Origin of the sequence: Kineosporia sp. R_H_3, assembly GCF_002198675.1 — a bacterium.
Taxonomy (GTDB): domain Bacteria; phylum Actinomycetota; class Actinomycetes; order Actinomycetales; family Kineosporiaceae; genus R-H-3.
In genome coordinates this window covers 37,844-53,123 of record NZ_MWLL01000155.1, presented here as the reverse complement: position 1 = coordinate 53,123, position 15,280 = coordinate 37,844, and the positions used below count along the sequence as shown (strand labels likewise).

The 15,280-nt window shown below is 75.9% G+C and carries 13 protein-coding genes; 8 read left to right on the top strand and 5 right to left on the bottom strand.

All coding sequences use genetic code 11. From position 1 onward, the window contains the following. Positions 1–776: 2-oxo acid dehydrogenase subunit E2 (locus ECOMGDLI_RS16170; RefSeq protein ID WP_198954913.1), on the top strand; the 776-nt coding region annotated here is incomplete at its 5' end. A 100-nt stretch (positions 777–876) separates the two neighbouring features. On the opposite strand, the gene ECOMGDLI_RS16165 is transcribed toward ECOMGDLI_RS16170, so the two are convergent. Further along, positions 877–1,197, bottom strand: a complete 321-nt coding sequence (locus tag ECOMGDLI_RS16165) for a hypothetical protein (RefSeq protein WP_198954912.1) — start codon at positions 1,195–1,197, stop codon at positions 877–879. A 79-nt stretch (positions 1,198–1,276) separates the two neighbouring features. Here ECOMGDLI_RS16165 and ECOMGDLI_RS16160 point away from each other — a divergent pair, with 79 nt between their 5' ends. After that, the gene (locus ECOMGDLI_RS16160; RefSeq protein ID WP_088317879.1) at positions 1,277–2,179 is read left to right on the top strand and encodes a TIGR01777 family oxidoreductase; all 903 of its coding nucleotides are present in this window, start codon (positions 1,277–1,279) and stop codon (positions 2,177–2,179) included. 11 nt (positions 2,180–2,190) lie between these two features. Here the strand turns inward: ECOMGDLI_RS16160 and ECOMGDLI_RS16155 are convergent, their stop codons facing one another. Continuing rightward, positions 2,191–3,828 carry a serine/threonine-protein kinase gene (locus ECOMGDLI_RS16155; RefSeq protein WP_158221030.1) on the bottom strand — a complete coding sequence of 546 codons (1,638 nt, stop codon included), beginning with the start codon at positions 3,826–3,828 and terminating at the stop codon, positions 2,191–2,193. A gap of 178 nt (positions 3,829–4,006) precedes the next feature. Between ECOMGDLI_RS16155 and ECOMGDLI_RS16150 the strand changes: the two genes are divergently transcribed. Continuing rightward, positions 4,007–5,425, top strand: a complete 1,419-nt coding sequence (locus ECOMGDLI_RS16150; RefSeq protein WP_088317875.1) for an NAD(P)/FAD-dependent oxidoreductase — start codon at positions 4,007–4,009, stop codon at positions 5,423–5,425. A 39-nt stretch (positions 5,426–5,464) separates the two neighbouring features. Here ECOMGDLI_RS16150 and ECOMGDLI_RS16145 read toward each other — a convergent pair whose 3' ends face one another. Beyond that, entirely contained in the window at positions 5,465–6,490 is a 1,026-nt protein-coding gene (locus ECOMGDLI_RS16145) for a Gfo/Idh/MocA family oxidoreductase (protein ID WP_088317874.1), read from the bottom strand. 342 nt (positions 6,491–6,832) lie between these two features. Between ECOMGDLI_RS16145 and ECOMGDLI_RS16140 the strand changes: the two genes are divergently transcribed. After that, positions 6,833–8,377: a family 16 glycosylhydrolase gene (locus tag ECOMGDLI_RS16140; protein ID WP_158221029.1), complete on the top strand. Its 1,545-nt coding sequence runs from the start codon at positions 6,833–6,835 to the stop codon at positions 8,375–8,377. Between the two features lie 83 nt (positions 8,378–8,460). Here ECOMGDLI_RS16140 and ECOMGDLI_RS16135 read toward each other — a convergent pair whose 3' ends face one another. After that, entirely contained in the window at positions 8,461–10,719 is a 2,259-nt protein-coding gene (locus tag ECOMGDLI_RS16135) for an MMPL family transporter (RefSeq protein WP_198954911.1), read from the bottom strand. 156 nt (positions 10,720–10,875) lie between these two features. Between ECOMGDLI_RS16135 and ECOMGDLI_RS16130 the strand changes: the two genes are divergently transcribed. Together ECOMGDLI_RS16130 and lipB are read left to right on the top strand one after the other, a co-directional pair. Continuing rightward, on the top strand, positions 10,876–11,364 hold the full coding sequence (locus tag ECOMGDLI_RS16130; RefSeq protein WP_198954910.1) for a MarR family winged helix-turn-helix transcriptional regulator: 489 nt from the start codon (positions 10,876–10,878) through the stop codon (positions 11,362–11,364). 5 nt (positions 11,365–11,369) lie between these two features. Further along, positions 11,370–12,116, top strand: coding sequence for a lipoyl(octanoyl) transferase LipB (lipB, locus tag ECOMGDLI_RS16125; protein ID WP_088317870.1), 747 nt, complete (start codon positions 11,370–11,372; stop codon positions 12,114–12,116). A gap of 24 nt (positions 12,117–12,140) precedes the next feature. Here lipB and ECOMGDLI_RS16120 read toward each other — a convergent pair whose 3' ends face one another. Then, complete coding sequence (locus tag ECOMGDLI_RS16120; protein ID WP_088317869.1) at positions 12,141–13,067, bottom strand: LLM class F420-dependent oxidoreductase; 927 nt, start codon at positions 13,065–13,067, stop codon at positions 12,141–12,143. Between the two features lie 97 nt (positions 13,068–13,164). Between ECOMGDLI_RS16120 and lipA the strand changes: the two genes are divergently transcribed. Beyond that, positions 13,165–14,166 carry a lipoyl synthase gene (gene lipA / locus ECOMGDLI_RS16115; RefSeq protein ID WP_088317867.1) on the top strand — a complete coding sequence of 334 codons (1,002 nt, stop codon included), beginning with the start codon at positions 13,165–13,167 and terminating at the stop codon, positions 14,164–14,166. Positions 14,167–14,252: 86 nt separating this feature from the next. Continuing rightward, positions 14,253–15,020: a DUF4191 domain-containing protein gene (locus ECOMGDLI_RS16110; protein WP_088317896.1), complete on the top strand. Its 768-nt coding sequence runs from the start codon at positions 14,253–14,255 to the stop codon at positions 15,018–15,020. The last annotated feature ends 260 nt before the right edge of the window (positions 15,021–15,280 follow it).

The window sequence follows — 15,280 nt, the reverse complement described above, 5'->3', positions numbered from 1 at the left end:
TGCTCGCGGCCGCCCCGGCCGCGACCGCGGCGGCCAAGCCCGCTGCGAGCGTGTCCGCCAAGCGCGGGACGACGGAGAAGATGTCCCGCCTGCGCAAGGTCATCGCGCAGCGCATGGTCGAGTCGCTCCAGGTAGCGGCCCAGCTGACCACGGTCGTCGAGGTCGACGTCACCCGGATCGCCCGCCTGCGGGCCCGGGCCAAGAGCGACTTCGAGGCCCGCGAGGGCAGCAAGCTCTCCTTCCTGCCGTTCTTCGCGCTCGCGGCCGTGGAGGCCCTCAAGGCCTACCCGGTCGTCAACGCGAGCATCCAGGGCGACGAGGTCGTCTACCACGGCGAGGAGAACCTCGGCGTGGCCGTCGACACCGAGCGCGGCCTGCTCGTGCCGGTCATCCACGGTGCGGGCGACCTCAACATCGCCGGCCTGGCCCGCAAGATCGCCGACCTCGCGGACCGCACCCGCAACAACAAGGTGACCCCGGACGAGCTCGGCGGCGGCACGTTCACGCTGACGAACACCGGCAGCCGCGGCGCGCTCTTCGACACCCCGATCATCAACCAGCCGCAGGTCGCGATCCTCGGCACCGGCGCCGTCGTCAAGCGCCCGGTCGTCGTCCAGGACGGCGACGGCGGCGAGACGATCGCGGTCCGCTCGATGGTCTACCTCGCCCTGTCGTACGACCACCGGATCGTCGACGGCGCGGACGCCGCGCGCTTCCTCACCACGGTCAAGGCCCGCCTCGAGGAGGGCGCCTTCGAGGCCGACCTCGGCCTCTGACGGCACCCGCACCGCACGTCCGGACGGCGTCGCCCCCTCGGGGGGCGGCGCCGTCCGCGTCGTCGGGGCCGTTGCCCGTGCGGTCGCTGCGGCTGCCGGGTCAGCGCGGACCGCGGTGCGCTGCCCACATCGCCGCCGCCCGCTCGGCCCCGGCGGCGACGAGCCGGGCGAGCTCGGGGCGGTCGGGCACGGGGAACGAGACGTACGCACCGCGGCCGCCGGCGACCGGGCGCCCGTACGCCTTGGCGGCGAGGTGCCCGTCGGGGAGCAGCCGGACGTTGAGCGTCATGAGCAGGAACGTCTCCCCGCGCCGGGTGTCGGTCCAGCGCAGGTGCTCGGGGATCGTCACGTTGACCGCGAGCGCGGTCACCGCGACCCCGTCGTCCGCCCCGGACCCGCCGTCGCCGCTGTCGTCGCTCACACCCGCCATCGTGCCCGATCCCGACCGGGCGGCACGCGGCCCGTGTCTCGGCGGGCGGCGGCGCCGGGGACAGGCCACGATGGGAGGCGTGAAGATCGTGGTCACCGGCGCGTCCGGTCTCATCGGCACCGCCCTCGTCACCCGGCTGCACGCCTCGGGCCACGAGGTCGTCCGGCTGGTCCGTCGTCCGCCCCGGGCGGGTGACGAGGTCCGCTGGGACCCCGAGCGCGGCACCGTCGACCTCGACGGGCTCGCCGGCGTGGACGGCGCGGTGCACCTCGCGGGGGCCGGCGTCGGCGACCACCGGTGGACCGACGACTACAAGCGGCAGATCCGGGACTCCCGGGTGCTCGGCACCCGGACCCTCGTCGAGGCGCTGACGAAGCTCGACCCGCTCCCCCGGGTCCTCGTCTCCGGGTCGGCGGTCGGGTACTACGGCAGCCGCGGCGACGAGGTCCTCACCGAGACGTCCGGGGCCGGCGAGGGCTTCCTCGCCGAGGTCGTGCACGCCTGGGAGGCCGAGGCCGTGCCCGCCGCGCAGGCCGGGATCCGGGTCGCGTACGCCCGCACGGGGCTCGTCATGTCCCCGACCGGCGGCGCCTTCGGCCGGCTGCTCCCGCTGCTCAAGCTCGGCGTCGCCGGGCCGCTCGGCAACGGCAGGCAGTGGTGGCCGTGGATCACGCTCGAGGACGAGACCGCCGCGCTGGAGTTCCTCCTGGACAAGGACGTCGAGGGCCCGGTGAACCTCTCGGCGCCGAACCCGCAGCGCCAGGGCGAGCTGACCAAGACGCTCGGCCGGGCGTTCCGGCGTCCGGCCCTCCTGCCCGCGCCGGCGATCGCGCTGCGGGCCGTGCTCGGCGAGTTCGCCGCGGACGTCCTCGCGAGCCAGCGGATGCTGCCCAAGGCGCTGCTCGACGCCGGGTTCTCGTTCCGGCACCCGGACCTCGACTCCGCCGCGGAGTGGCTGCGCGCGCAGTCCTGACCCCGCCCGGTTCAGGCCGGGGCGACGCTGCGGACCCGCCAGCCGTCCGCGGTCTCGACGAGCACGAGCCGGACCGGGCGCGGCGCGCCCGCCGGGACCCGGGTGACGACGGCGCCGTCCGTGCCGACCTGCCGGTGCGCGGACGTCGCGACCCGGGCCGTCACCGTCAGCGTCGGGCCCTCGGCGCGGACCACCCGCACCCGGGACACCGTGAACCTCAGCCCGGCCAGCCGCAGCCCGCGCGCAGCGAGCCGGTCGACGAGCGCCCGGTCCGCCGCCAGCGCCGGCGAGCCCGTCTCGTCGACCGAGCGCAGCCCCTCGACCGACACCGACCCGAGCGCCTCGGCCCGCGCCGCGGCGAGCCGTTCGACGGCGCGCACGACGGCCGTCGGCGCGGGCCGCGCCGCACCGCCCGGGGACGCCGCACCGGCCCCGGACACCGGCGGCGCAGCCGACGGCCGCTCCCCGGACGGCCCGGTCCCCGAGGGCTGTGACGGCCCCGCCGGCCCGGGGCGGGCGCCGGGCGCGCCGGGCCGGTCGTCGACGAGCCACGCGGCGGCGAGCACCGCCACCAGGCCGCCGACGCCCACGGCTCCGGCGAGCACCGTCCCCGTCCGGACCGCACGCCGCAGCCGGCGCCGGCGACGCTCCCGGCCGGCCTCGGCGGCCGCAGCCTGGCGGTCCGCCGCTGACCGGGCGGCGTCCCGGACGCGGCGCGTGACCTCGACCGCTCCGGGACCGGCGTCGGACCGGCCGAGCAGCGCCGCGGTGACCCGGTCCCGCGCCTCCCGGGCACGGGCCGCACCGGCGTCGTCCGGGGCGGTGTCGCCCGCGCTCCGGACGAGCCGCACCGGCGCCGCCGGCCCGGCCGCCCACGCGAGCCGCGCGACCTCGGCCGCGTCCGGCCGCCGGTCCGGGCGGTCACCGGTGCACAGGTCGGCGAGGGCGAGCAGCGCGTCCACCGTGGCGTCCGACGTCGCCCCAGCCGTCCCGTCTGCTGCCGCGCCGGTCGGGTGACCGCCGGCCGGGCCCGCGTCGGCGTCCGGGGAGCCGGTGAGGCAGAACCGCACGACCGCCCCGAGGGCGTGCACGTCCCGGGCCGGGTCGTCGGCCGGCCCGTCGGCCGGGTCGGCGAAACCCGCCGTCCCCCAGCGTTCGCCGTCCGCCCGTCCGAGCACCCCGGCGACGCCGAGGTCCCCGACGAGCGGTCGCCCGTCGTCCGCGAGCAGCACGTTGCCGGGCGTCAGGTCGCCGTGGACGAGGCCGAGCGCGTGCAGGTCCGCGAGGGTCCGCGCGAGGCCGACCGCGACCGTCACCGTCTCGCCGGCCCCCAGCCGTCCCCGCGCGGCGACGAGCCCCGCGAGGCTGCCGCCGCCTGCGAGCTCGAGGACCAGCGCGCGGGTGCCGTCGGGGCACTCGACGAGGTTGCGCAGCCGCACGACGTGCGGGTGTTCGACCCGGGCGAGCAGGGCGGCCTCCCGGGTGGTCCGGGCGTCGTCGGGGCGCCGCCCGACCTTGACCGCGAGCCGGTCACCGGTGACCGGGTCGCGGGCCTCCCAGACGGTGCCGTGCGCGCCACGCCCGAGGAGGCGGCCCAGGACGAGACCGGGGACGACAGGCGGCACGGACGACGGCACGGACGACGGCACGGATGACGCACCGGACGCAGACGAGTCATGATCCACGCCGCACAGGGTGCCCCAGGTCCGCCGCGGCGTGCGTCCGTCGTCCACAGGCCCCGTCGCCGCCGGCCGGCCGGCGGTTCGTCGTCCACAGCCCAGGGTTTCGCCGCGGCAGGAGCACCCGGTCGGCGCTAGCGTCGACCGGGTGAGCCCGGACCCGTCGAACGCCGTCACCCCCGACCCTGCGGCGGCGCCCGCAGCCGTCCCCGCAGCCACCCCCGCCGGCGGCGCCGCGGGGCCCGAGCGCGCCGACGTCGTCGTCGTCGGCGCGGGGCTCGCCGGCCTCGCGTGCGCCCGCGTCCTGGCCCGGACGGGCCTCGACGTCGCGGTGCTCGAGGCCGCGGACGGCCCGGGCGGCCGGGTCCGGACGGACGTCGTCGACGGCTTCCGCTGCGACCGGGGCTTCCAGCTGCTCAACCCGGCCTACCCCGAGGCGCGGCGGGTGCTCGACCTCCCGGCGCTGCGGCTGCAGTCCTTCCCGGCCGGGGTCGTCGTCGCCGACGCGGCCGGCCGTCGCCTCATGGCCGACCCGCGCCGCGTCCCGCCGTCGAGCCTCCTGCGGGCGGTCTCCGGCGGCCTGCGCGGCCCGGGCTCGGTCGGCGAGAAGGCCGCGTTCGCGCGCTGGGCGCTGCGCTGCGCCCTGCGCGACCCGCAGGACCTGCTGAGCGCCCCCGACGAGCCGTGGGGCGTCTTCCTCGACCGCATCGGCGTCCGCGGTGCGCTGCGCCGCGAGGTGGTCGACACCTTCCTCGCCGGCACCCTCGCGGAGAGCGACGGCAGCACGTCCCGCCGCTTCGTCGAGCTGCTCGTCCGCAGCTTCGTCAAGGGCAGCCCCGCGGTGCCCTGGGCCGGGATGCAGGCCATGCCGGACCAGCTCGCGGCCGGGCTGCCCGCGGGGTCGGTGCGGTACGGCGTCCGGGTCGGGGCCGTCGCGGCGGACGGCGTCGAGACGTCGCACGGCCGGACGACGGCCCGCGCGGTCGTCGTGGCGGCCGACCCTGCGACCGCGGGTGCGCTGCTCGACCTGCCCGTGCCGCGGGTCCGGGCGCTGACCACGTTCTGGCACGTCGCCCCGGAGCGGCCGACGGCGTCGGCGGCCCTGCACGTCGACGGCGACCGGCGCGGGCCGCTGGTCAACACCGTCGTCATGACCAACGCGGCCCCGTCGTACTCGCCGGACCCGTTGTCCCGCAACGGGTCGGGCCGGGCGCTCGTGGCGTCGACGGTTCTCGGCGACGCCGGTGACCCGGCGACCGAGAAGACCCTGCGGGTGCAGCTCGGGGACGTCTACGGCTTCGACACGAGCCGGTGGGAGCTCCTCGTGACGCACGCGATCCCGCAGGCGCTCACGGCGATGGACCCGCCGCTCGACGTCCGCCGTCCGGTCGCCCTCGGCGGCGGCCGGTTCGTCGCCGGCGACCACCGGGACTCCGCCTCGATCCAGGGTGCGCTCGTGTCCGGCCGGCGGGCCGCGAACGCCGTCCTCGAGCACCTCGGGCTCGCCGTCCCGCCGCGGGAGCCGCTGGACGCCGCCGCGAACGCCACGCTCGTCGGGATGGGCTGACCGGCCCGGAAGGCAGCGCTGCCCGGCAGGCAGCGGTCCTCAGCCGAGCTCGACGACCCGCCGCTGCTCGGCGGACACCCGCGCGGCGTCGAGCACCCGGGCAGTCGCGACGGCGTCCCGCGGGTCGACCGGCATCGCCGCCTGCCGTGCCGCGGCGTCCGGGCCGGCGAGCGCCGCGAGGACGGCGGGGTAGAAGTCGCCGTGCCCGCCCGGCGCGGTCGGCACCGGGGTGCGCTCCTCCCCCGCGACGAGCCACCCGGTGCACCCGGGCTCGTCCTCGAAGCCGCCGAAGGCGTGCGCCTCGGCCTCGAACCGGGTGACGACGTAGGCACCCGCGGAGCCGAGCACCCGGGTCCGCGGACCGGGCGCACCGGCCACGGACGACGCCGTGAGATGGCTGCGGACACCGCCCGCGTGCTCGACGGCGAGGAAGGCCTCGTCCTCGGCGCGCGTGGTCCAGGCGGCCGTCTCGGCGTACACGGCGACGGCGGGGCCGAACAGCAGCAGGGCGATGTCGACGAGGTGCGGCCCGAGGTCGAGGAGCATGCCGCCGCCCTCGGCCGCGGGGGCGTTCTCCCGCCAGCGGTCCTTGGGCACCGGTCGCCAGCGCTCCCAGCGCCGCTCGAACCGGTGCACCTCGCCGAGCGCCCCGTCCGCGAGCAGCCGCGCGAGCGTGAGGTTCTCCGGGTCCAGGCGCCGGTTCTGGAACACCGTCATCGGCACCCCGAGCGCGGCGGCCCGGTCGACGACGTCCGCGGCCTGCCGGCCGTCGACGGCGAGCGGCTTGTCGACGACGACGGGCACCCCCGCCTCGATGCACGCGAGCGCGTTGAGGCCGTGGACGCCGCTCGGCGAGGCGACGACGACGAGGTCCGGACGGGTCGCCAGGGCCGCACCGAGGTCGGGGACGACGAGGGCGGCCGGCAGGTCCGCGGCGACCTGGGCCGCGCGCCCGGCGTCCGCGGTGACGACGACCGCCGGCGGGGCTCCCGCGGCCGCCAGCAGCGGGGCGTGGATGCCCCGCCCGGCCGAGCCGTACCCGACGAGGGCGACACGTGGGCTCATGGGTCCACCCTGCCAGGACGACCCGTCCCCGCATCCGGCGCTACCGGATCAAGGGCACGTTATGGAGACCGTTTCGGGATGTTCGTCGTAGTGATCTGAGTCACTACTTCAGTCCCACCAGCCCCATCCGCACCACCGGGCGTTGGCGGCGTTTTCGCAGGTCGCACGGAGGAACCCCGCGACGGGCTTCCTGCTGGGCCCACCAGGACGTCACGTCACCACTACCGTCCGCACATGGGCCGAACGAGGGATCCGCCGCTACATTCCGCAACCGTGATCGTCGACCAGGCCAGGCCAGGGCCCCGGCATCGCGCGGATCAGTCACACCAGGTGACCCCGGCGATGCTCGTGCGCCACAGCAACGACCGCTCCCGGTCCGTCCGCCCCGGACGACGCGCGGTCGCCGTGGTCCTCGCCTCGACCGTCGTCGTCGGCGGCTCCGTGGCCGCGGGCGTCGCCCAGGCGACGACGACCAACCTCGTCGCCAACCGCGACTTCGAGGACGGCCTCGCCGGCTGGTACACCAGCGCCCCCTTCACCCTCGAGCGGGTCAGCCCCGGGCACGACGGCGACTGGGCGGCCCTCGTGACGAACAGCGGCTCGACGACCCGTACGGGCGCGCTCAACGACACCGTGAACACCGTCGCGAAGACGGTCGCCGGGCACCGCTACCGGGCCCGGGCCTACGTCAAGGCCGACGTCGCCGGACGCCGGCTCGCCGTCCGGCTCATGGAGTACCGGGGCGGGACGCTGCTCGGCGAGCGGACGCGGACCGTCGTCGCCGGCGACACCGGCTGGCACCGCGTCGCCGTGGACTACACGGCCGCCTCGGACGGCGCGACGCTCGACCTCAACGTCCTCGGGAGGGCCCTCCCGGCCGGCGCCTCGTTCTTCGTCGACGACGTCAAGCTCGTCGACCGCGGTCCCGCGCCCGACGCCGCCGCGGCACCGGTGCCCGTCCCGGCGTCGCCGTCGGCCTCCGCCACCGCGGAGCCGGACCCGACCGCCTCGCAGTCCCCGACGGCCACCCCCTCGCCGTCGCCCACCGTCGGCGACGGCAGCGCGACCGCTCCGGCGCCGACGAAGACCACCGACCCCGCACCGACACCGACGAAGACCACCGCCGCCCCCGCCCCGGCCGGCTGGCGGCTCGTCTGGTCCGACGAGTTCGACGGCGCCGTCGACCCGGCCGACTGGGCCGTCGAGAACCGGTCGACGTACGGCGACGGCAACGCCGAGCTCGCCTGCCTCATGAACCGGCCGGAGAACATCGCCGCGTCCGCCGGGGTCCTCACCCTGCGCGCCCGCCGCGAGCCCACCCCCGTCACCTGCGGGAGCAGCGACGCACGCTTCCCCGGCGGCCGGTCCTACACGTCGGCGATGCTTAAGACGAAGAACGCCTGGACCTACGGCCGCTTCGAGATCCGCGCGAAGCTGCCGCTCGCGGCCGGCGAGTCGAAGGGCCTCTGGCCGGCGTTCTGGCTGCGGCCGGTCGGCGGCGGCACCGGCGAGCTTGACGTCCTCGAGGCCGTCGGCAGCGGCCCGGGGGCCGACACGTCGAACAAGATCCACCACACGATCTGGTACGACTACAACGGCACCCATCCCAAGCAGGTCAGCGTCGCGACGACCCCGTTCGACGTCTCCGCCGGGTGGCACACCTACGCCACCGAGTGGGAGCGCGGCGAGATCCGCTGGTACATCGACGGGAAGCTGACCTACAGCCGGACGTCGGCGACAACCTCGTGGCTGGACGACGCGTTCGCCAAGCCGTTCTACGTGCGGCTCAACCTCGCGGTCGGCGGCCGCTGGCCGGGCAGCCCGGACGCCTCGACGGCGTTCCCGGCCTCGTACTCGATCGACTACCTGCGGGTCTACCAGCGCTGACCGCAGGCCGGACCGCGGACGGCGGCGTCACCCGTGCGGGGTGGCGCCGCCGTCCGTCGTCCACGGGCCCCGGCCCGCGGGGCTCAGTCCGCGGGCTGCTCCGCCCGGGCCAGCCGGCTCGGCCACCAGACCCGGCGGCCGATGTCGTGCGACAGCGCCGGAACGAGCAGCGACCGGACGACGAGCGTGTCGAGCAGGACGCCGAAGGCGACGATGAACGCGATCTGGGCGAGGAACAGGATCGGCAGCACGCCGAGCGCCGCGAACGTCGCCGCGAGCACGATGCCCGCGCTCGTGATGACGCCGCCGGTGACCGACAGCCCGGTGAGGATGCCGGGCCGGGTGCCCTGCCGGATCGACTCCTCGCGCACCCGGGTCATGAGGAAGATCGAGTAGTCGATGCCGAGCGCCACGAGGAAGACGAACCCGTAGAGCACGACGCTCGGGTCCGACCCGGGGAAGTCGAAGACGTGGTTGAACACGAGCGCCGCCGTCCCGAGCGTCGCCGCGAACGACAGGACGTTCGCGACGATGAGCACCACCGGTGCGACGAGCGAGCGCAGCAGCAGCGCGAGGACGACGAAGATCACCAGCAGGATGAGCGGGATGATCCGGTTGCGGTCCGCCGCCGAGATGTCCCGGACGTCGAGGTTCTGGGCGGTGACCCCGCCGACGAGGGCGTCGGCGCTCACCCCGTCGAGCGTCGTCCGCAGTGCGCGGACGGTGTCGTCGGCCGCGGGCGAGTCGGCCGGGTCGCTGAGGGTCACCTCGAGCTGGACCAGCCCGTCGACGACCTTCGGCGGCGCCGTCGCGGCACCCGGGGCACCGGCGGGCGCGTCCGTCGTCGGGACGACGGAGGCGACCCCCGGGACCCCCTTGACGGCGGCGACGAGCCGGTCGGCGTCCGCGGCCGGACCGACGACGATCGTCGGGCTGCCGGAGCCGCCCGGGAAGTGCTGCGCGAGCTGCTCGTCGCCGGTCACCGACTCGACGGTCACGAGGAAGACGTCGGACTGCTTCGTGCCGTCCGCCTTGAGCGTCGGCAGCCAGGCGGCGAGCCCGACGAGGACGATCGCGGTGACGACCCAGACCCGGCGCGGGTGGGTGCCGACGAGCCGTGCGACCCGGGCCCAGATGCCGCTGGTCTCGGCGCCACGGCTGCCGACGTGCGGGACGCCCGGCCAGAAGATCCAGCGGCCGTGCTCCCCGGACGTCGTCCGGCCCGGGACGACGAGGACCGCCGGCAGGAACGTGAGCGCCGAGAGCATCGCCGCGGCGATCCCGATCGCGCCGACCGGCCCGAGGCCGCGGGTCGGCCCGAGGTCGGAGAGCAGCAGGCACAGCAGGCCGAGGATGACCGTGCCGCCGGAGGCGAGCACCGGCTCCAGGGTGCGCCGCCACGCGAACCGCATCGCCTCGAAGCGGTCGTCGTGCCGGCGCAGCTCCTCCTTGTAGCGCGCGACGAGCAGGAGCGCGTAGTCGGTCGCGGCGCCCACGACGAGGATCGACAGGATGCCCTGGGCCTGGCCGTCGAGCGTGATGACGTCGTTCTTCGCGAGGAAGTAGACGACGACGCTCGCGAGGCTCAGCGCGAAGACCGCCGTGAAGATCACGAGGAACGGCAGCACCGGGCTGCGGTAGACGACGAGGAGGATGACGAGCACCGCGGCGAGCGCGACGAGCAGCAGGACGCCGTCGATGCCGCCGAACGCCTCGACGAGGTCGGCGAGCTGGCCGCCGGGGCCGGCGACGTAGACCTGGGCACCCGCGGTCTCGACCGAGCCCTCGAGCGCCCGGATCTCCTGGACCGACCGCTGGATCGGGCTCTCGCCGTCCGCGAGCGTGATGCCGATGTCCTTGACGTCGAAGTTCACGAGGGCCAGGGCCGCCTTGCCGTCCTGCGACGGGACCACGGGGATCGGCCCGGGGACGAGGAAGTCACCGACCTTCGTCGCGGCGGCACCGGCGACCGGCACCTCGACCGACGGGATCCGCTCGGCGAACGCCTGGAAGGCCGTCAGCTGCTCAGGGGTCAGCGCGGTGTCGGACTCGAGCAGGACGAACGCCGGGAACGACTGCGTCTGGGCGAACTTCGCCTGCAGGTCCGACACCTTCGTCGACTCGGCGTCGGACGGCAGGAAGGACGACGCGTCGTTCTTCTGCACCTCGGCGAGCCGGCCCGAGTACGGCCCGGCGACACCACCGACGGCGAGCCAGGCGATGACGAACGCGAGACCGAGGAGGAACCAGCGGCGGGTGCGCAGCCAGTGCCGCAGCCGGGGCCACAGGCCCTGCGGCCCGGCGGGCGGGGAGTCGGAGGCGGTGTCGAGCTCGGCGGTCACGGGTCAGGCTCCGGGATCGGGGGCGATGGACGCCCGGCGGGCCGGGAGTTCGACCCGCCGAGAATGTTCAGCATGCTGAGCAGCGCCGACAATACTGCTGCCCGGCGCGACCGGCCGCACCTCGAAGGTCCGACGCGCGGGGCGTACCGTTACGCCGTGGACCCGATCGAGACGTGGCCGACAGGGCGGCTCCTGTCGTCCGCGGCACGCCTCGTCGAGCACGAGTGGAACACCCACCTCGCGCGCTGGGACCTCAACCACGCCAGCCTCGCCGTCCTCCACGTGCTCGGCACCCGGCCGATGACCCAGCGCGAGCTCGCGGCCGCCGTCCAGGTCGAGGACCAGACGATGAGCCGCACCGTCGAGCGGCTCGAGCGCTCCGGCTACGTCGAGCGGCACCGGGACGACGCCGACCGCAGGCGGGTCGTCGTGAGCCTCACCGAGTCCGGACGGCGCACGTACCTGCGCGCGAGCGACATCGAGGTCGCCGAGGGCTACTTCGCCGACGCCGTCGAGGACGTCGAGGCGCTGCGCCGCGCGCTCGTCGCCGTCGTCCGGCGCCGGTCGCGGCAGCGCTGGCCGGAGGCCGCGGCACCGGACGCCGTCACCGGCGAGGGCCCCGACCGGGACCGCGACGTAGGCTGACGGGCATGTCCGCCCCGACGTCCGCCGTGCCCACGACCGCCTCTGCCGTCCCCGCCGCAGCCGTCGACCTGCCCGGTCCGGTCCGCGTCGTCCGGGTCGGGTTCGGCGAGCACCGGGTCGACTACCTCGAGGCCTGGCAGCGGCAGCGCGACCTGCACGCCGCCGTCGTCGCCGGCACCGAGCCGGGCACCGTGCTGCTCCTCGAGCACCCGCCGGTCTACACGGCGGGCAGCCAGACCGAGCCGCACGAGCGGCCGTCCGACGGCACCCCGGTGCACGACGTCGACCGCGGCGGGAAGATCACCTGGCACGGTCCGGGCCAGCTCGTCGGTTACCCGGTCGTGCGGCTCGCGGCCCCGATCGACGTCGTCGCGTACGTGCGGCGCGTCGAGCAGGTGCTCATCGACGTCTGCGCCGACCTCGGTCTCGTGACCGGCAAGGTCGAGGGCCGCTCCGGGGTCTGGGTCGCCGCCGACGGCCCGTCGGGACGGGGCCGGCCCGAGCGCAAGGTCGCCGCGATCGGCATCCGGGTCAGCCGGCAGGTGACCATGCACGGCTTCGCGCTGAACTGCGACCCCGACCTCACGGCGTTCGGCGCGATCGTCCCGTGCGGGATCGCGGACGCCGGCGTCACGTCGCTGTCCGCCGAGCTGGGCCGCGACGTCACCGTCGCCGAGGTGCTGCCGGTCGTCGAGCGGCACCTCGCCGCCGCCGACCTCGGCGGGTACCTGGCCCGCCGCGCGAAGGGCTGACCCCGCGCGGCCGGCCCGGCCGCCTCAGGCGACCTGCGGCATGACCTCGCCCGCCACGAGGTCGACGTGGTCGAGGTCCGCGAGGTCGAGGAGCTGGACGTAGGCCCGGTCGACGCCGAGCGCCGCGAGCGCACCGAGCCGGTCGACGACCTCGGCGGGCGTGCCGCACAGCCCGTCCCGGCGCAGCTCCGCGGGGTCCGCGCCGATCGCCGCCACCCGCCGGGCGACCTCGGCGTCGTCCCGGCCGACGACGGTCGTCGCGGCGTACGAGACCGCCAGCGTCGCCGGGTCCCGTCCCGCGGCGGCGCAGGCCGCCCGCACCCTCCCGACCCGGGCGGCGACCTCGTCGAGGTCGCAGAAGCCGATGTTGAACTCGGTCGCGTACTCGGCCGCCAGCTGCGGCGTCCGGCGCTTCCCGCCGCCGCCGATGACGAGCGGCACCTGCGCCTGGACCGGCTTGGGCAGACCGGGGTTGTCGACGACCCGGTGGTGGGCGCCCTCGAAGGTGTACCGCTCCCCCACCGGCATCGACCACAGCGAGGTGATGATCTCGAGCTGCTCCTCGAACCGGTCGAAGCGCTCGGAGGTCTCGGGGAACCCCAGGCCGAACGCCTGGTGCTCCTGCGCGAACCAGCCCGCGCCCAGGCCGAGCTCGACCCGCCCGTCGGACATGTCGTCCACCTGGGCGACCTGGAGGGCGAGCACGGCCGGCTCCCGGAAGGTCGCCGGGCTGACGAGGGTGCCGAGCCGGATCCGGGTGGTCTCCCGGGCCAGGCCGGCGAGCGTCGTCCAGGCGTCGCTCGGGCCGGGCCGGCCGTTGCCGGAGAAGGGCAGGTAGTGGTCGGAGCGGAAGAACGCGTCGTACCCGGCGTCCTCGGCGCGGCGGACGACGGCGAGCAGGTCCGCGTGGCGGGCGCCCTGCTGGGGTTCGGTGAAGACGCGCAGCAGCATGCCCCGAGCCTATGCGTCGCGCGTCACCGTCACCGCGGGCATACCGTCGCCCGGGAGGGCGCTTAGGGTGGGCGTGGACGAGGAGAGGAGCCCGGCCGTGACGGTCGTCCCCGAGGGCCGAAAGCTGCTGCGCGTCGAGGCGCGCAACGCGGAGGTCCCGATCGAGCGCAAGCCCGAGTGGATCCGCACGACCGCGCACATGGGCCCGCAGTACTCCGAGCTCACGAGCCTGGTGAAGGCCGGCGGCCTGCACACGGTCTGCCAGGAGGCGGGCTGCCCCAACATCTTCGAGTGCTGGGAGGACCGCGAGGCGACCTTCCTCATCGGGGGCAGCGAGTGCACGCGCCGCTGCGACTTCTGCCAGATCCACACCGGGCGGCCCGAGCCGCTGGACCGTGACGAGCCGCGCCGGGTCGCCGAGAGCGTCCTGGCGATGGGCCTGCGGTACGCGACCGTCACCGGGGTCGCCCGCGACGACCTCCCCGACGAGGGCGCCTGGCTGTACGCCGAGACCATCCGCGCGATCCACGCCCTGAACCCGGGCACCGGCGTCGAGATCCTCGTCCCCGACTTCTCCGGGAACCCCGAGCTGCTGCAGCAGGTCTTCGATGCCGCCCCCGAGGTCTTCGCGCACAACGTCGAGACCGTGCCGCGGGTCTTCAAGCGGATCCGTCCGGCGTTCCGCTACGAGCGGTCCCTGGACGTCGTCGCGCAGGGCCGCGCCGCGGGCCTGGTGACGAAGTCCAACCTCATCCTCGGCCTCGGCGAGACCCGCGAGGAGGTCTCCCAGGCGCTGCGCGACCTCCACGGCGCCGGCTGCGACCTGCTGACGATCACCCAGTACCTGCGCCCGTCCCCGCTGCACCACCCGGTCGAGCGCTGGGTCAAGCCCGAGGAGTTCGTCGAGCTGCGCGACGAGGCCGAGGAGATCGGCTTCCTCGGGGTCATGTCGGGCCCGCTCGTCCGCTCGTCGTACCGCGCGGGCCGGCTGTGGGCGCAGGCGATGTCCCGGCGCGGGGAGACGATCCGCCCCGAGCTGGCGCACCTCGCCGAGCCCGGCACGGCCCGCCAGGAGGCGTCGGCGCTGCTCGCCCGCTGACCGGGGCCCCGGCGGCCCTGCGCCGTCCGGGGTGACCGCCCGTGGTCGTGCACACCGGCCGCGCGCGGGCCCGTATCCTCTGGGTCATGGCACGTGGATCCTCCGGCAGCTCCCCCACGCCCGACGCCGCACCGGCGCGGCGCGGGTTCCTCCGTCGTCGCGGTGGCGGTGACGGCGCCCCGAAGAAGCAGGGCCGGATCGCCCAGCTGCGGGCCGTCTTCACGATGACCCGCAAGGCCGACCCCGCGCTGCCGTGGTGGATGCTCCTCGGCTTCTTCGGGCCGGTCGCGCTCGGCGTCGCCATCGGGGCCGCGGTCGGCCACCCGTACTACGTGCTCGTGCTGTCGGTGCCGCTGGGCTTCCTGCTCGCGACGTTCATCCTCGCCCGCCGTGCCGAGCGCGCGGCGTACACGCAGATCGCCGGCCAGCCCGGCGCCGTCGGCGCGGCGCTGACGAGCCTGCGCCGCGGCTGGAACGTCGACCAGGAGCCGGTCGCCTTCGACCAGCGCACCCAGGACCTCGTCTTCCGCGCCGTCGGCCGCCCGGGCGTCGTCCTCGTCACCGAGGGGCCGCTCCCCCGGGTCAACCGGCTCGCCGACGCCGAGCGCAAGAAGATGGCCCGGCTGCTGCCGAACGTGCCCGTCACGGTCCTCCACGCGGGCGACGGCGCCGACCAGGTGCCGCTGCAGAAGCTCAACGGGAAGCTGACCCGGATGCGCCCGGCGATCAGCAAGCAGGAGGTCAGCGAGGTGTCCCGGCGGCTGCGGGCGCTCGGCGGCGTCCGGCCCCCGATCCCCAAGGGTGTCGACCCGACCCGGGTGCGCCCCGACCGCAAGGCGATGCGGGGCCGCTGACCTCGCGGTCACGGGGTGCGAACGATCCCCGTCCGGACGTCGTCCGGACGGGCTAAAGCGCGCGCCCCCGGCGCCGATACCTGCTGGGTCATCGCCACCCGACCCCCCGACCGGGCGTCACCCAGCGGCCGGCCAGTCACCGACCGTCGACCCACCGTTGCGCGCACGTCACCCGGGAGAAACACCGTCCCGCTTGACTGGTCGTCGTGACGATGGGCGACGAAACGGGGCGGACCGTGACAGAACGGGTGAGAAGCACT